Here is a 2,723-nt window from a genome sequence, read left to right as displayed (position 1 = left end):
CCACCGGTGGCGGGATGACCATGGTGCTCACCCTCCGGGCCGCCCCCGGCGGGCGGGTGGCCCGCCGGGGGCGGCCCGGAGGGTGAGCACCATGGTCATCCCGCCACCGGGGGTGTCCTCGGCGGCGAGCGTGCCGCCCATCGCCTCCGCGAAGCCGCGCGCCACGGCCAGTCCCAGGCCCACACCGGCGCCGCGCGGGGCGTCGCCGTAGCGCTGGAACGGCTCGAAGATCCGGTCCTTGGCACCGTCCGGCACCCCCGGACCGCGGTCGGCGATCCGCAGCTCCACCCGGTCGCCGAGCGCGCTGGCCGACACCAGCACCGGCGTCCCGTCCGGGCTGTATTTCACGGCGTTCTCGACGAGGTTGGCGACCGAGCGCTCCAGCAGCCCCGGGTCGACGGCGACGATCGGCAGCTCCTCGGGGATGTCGAGGGTGACGCTGCCCTCCGGCACCCCGCCCAGCGCCATCGGCACCACCTCGTCGAGGTCGAGCTCGCGGATCAGCGGGGTGACGGTGCCGGTCTGCAGCCGCGACATGTCCAGGAGGTTGCCGACGAGATGGTCCAGCCGGTCGGCGCCCGCCTCGATGCCGGCCAGCAGCTCCGCCTCGTCCTCCTGGGACCAGGCGACGTCATCGGAGCGCAGGGAGGTGACGGAGGCCTTGATGCTCGCCAGAGGGGTGCGCAGATCGTGGCTGACCGCGGCCAGCAGCGCCGTCCTGATGCGGTTGCCCTCGGCCAGCTCCCGGGCCCGCTCCGCCTCGCCCACCAGCCGCTGCCGGTCCAGTACGACGGCGGCCTGGGCGGCGAACGCGGCCAGCACCCGACGGTCCTCCGCGGGCAGCACCCGGCCGGTGAGCGCCAGCGCCATGTGGTCCCCGACCGGCATGTCGACATCGGCGTCCTCGGGGCGCAGCAGCGGCTTGCCGTGGTCGGCGCCGGCCCGGCCCGCGCAGGTCCACGGCTCGACGTCGCCGGCCCGCTCCAGCAGTGCCACCGTCTCCATGCCGAAGGTCTCCCGCACCCGCTCCAGCAGCGCGTCCAGCGTCGTCTCACCGCGCAGCACGCTGCCCGCCAGGAAGGACAGGATCTCCGACTCGGCGCGCAGCCTGGCGGCCTGGTGGGTGCGCCGGGCGGCGAGATCCACCACGGAGGCGACCGACACCGCGACGGCGAAGAAGATCACGATCGCGACGATGTTCTCCGGGTCGCTGACCGTGAGGGTGTGGGTCGGCGGCGTGAAGTAGAAGTTCAGCAGCAGCGAACCGACCGCGGCCGACGCCAGCGCCGGCAGCTGCCCGCCGAGCAGCGCGGCGACGACGGTCAGGAAGAGGAACAGCAGTACGTCGTTGGCCAGGCCGGGACCGTTCTTGATGCCGGTCAGCAGCAGCGAGAGCAGAGCGGGGCCGACGACACCGACGACCCAGCCGGCGATGATCCGGGCCCGCCCCAGCCGCGCCCCGCGCGGCACCGGCAGCCCACGGCCCCGGGCGACCTCCTCGTGGGTGACGATGTGCACATCGAGATCGGGCCCGGATTCCCGGGCGACGGTTGCGCCCACCCCGGGCCCGAAGATGTACTGCCAGGCCTTGCGGCGGCTGGAGCCCAGCACGATCTGTGTGGCGTTGACCCCCCGGGCGAACTCCAGCAGAGCACGGGGGATGTCCTCACCGATGACATGGTGGAACGTTCCTCCCAGGTCCTCCACCAGCGTGCGCTGGACGGCGAGTTCCTTGGGTGAGGCGGAGGTCAGGCCGTCGCTGCGGGCGATGTAGACGGCGAGCACCTCGCTGCCCGACCCCTTGGCCGCCATCCGGGCCGCGCGGCGGATCAGCGTCCGCCCCTCCGGCCCGCCGGTGAGTCCGACGACGATGCGCTCCCGCGCCTGCCAGGTGGAGCGGATCGAATGCTCCGCGCGGTACTCCTGCAGATACTCGTCCACCCGGTCGGCGACCCACAGCAGCGCCAGCTCGCGCAGCGCCGTGAGGTTGCCCGGACGGAAGTAGTTGGACAGGGCGGCGTCCACCTTGTCGGACTGGTAGATGTTGCCGTGCGCCATCCGCCGGCGGATGGCCTGGGGCGACATGTCGACCAGTTCGATCTGGTCGGCCCGGCGGACGATCTCGTCCGGTACGGTCTCGCGCTGCCGCACCCCCGTTATCGACTCGACGACGTCCCCGAGCGACTCCAGATGCTGGATGTTCACCGTCGAGATCACATCGATCCCGGCTTCCAGCAGCTCCTCGATGTCCTGCCACCGCTTGCCGTTGCGCGACCCGGGAACGTTGGTGTGCGCCAGCTCGTCGACCAGCGCCACGGCCGGCCGGCGCTCCCGCACCGCGTCCACGTCCATTTCGGTGAAAACCGCGCCGCGGTGGGACAGCTCCCGGCGCCGGATCTGCTCCAGCCCGTGGAGCAGGACCTCCGTGCGGGACCTGCCGTGGTGCTCGACGAAGGCCACGACGAGGTCCGTGCCCCGCTCCACGCGCCGGTGCGCCTCGGACAGCATCGCGTACGTCTTGCCGACGCCCGGTGCCGCGCCGAGATAGATCCGAAGCTTGCCGCGTGCCATGGCCCCATTGTCTTACGTGAAGGCCGCCCCCACCGGGCTGAGCCTGCTGCGACCCTACCCACCCGACAAGGGGACAAAAGGGGCATCAGGCGACTTCGCGACCGGTCTTGACGGGACCCTGATGGGGGACGGGGGCGGGCCTGGGGGTGGGG

The 2,723-nt window shown here is 72.5% G+C and carries 1 protein-coding gene; it reads right to left on the bottom strand.

All coding sequences use genetic code 11. The annotated features are described in order from the left end of the window. Positions 1-27 precede the first annotated feature (27 nt). Complete coding sequence (locus EST54_RS33585; protein ID WP_129251448.1) at positions 28-2,571, bottom strand: sensor histidine kinase; 2,544 nt, start codon at positions 2,569-2,571, stop codon at positions 28-30. Positions 2,572-2,723 lie beyond the last annotated feature (152 nt).

Source organism: Streptomyces sioyaensis (assembly GCF_004122735.1).
GTDB lineage: Bacteria > Actinomycetota > Actinomycetes > Streptomycetales > Streptomycetaceae > Streptomyces > Streptomyces sioyaensis.
This window is presented reverse-complemented; position numbering and strand designations above follow the sequence as displayed.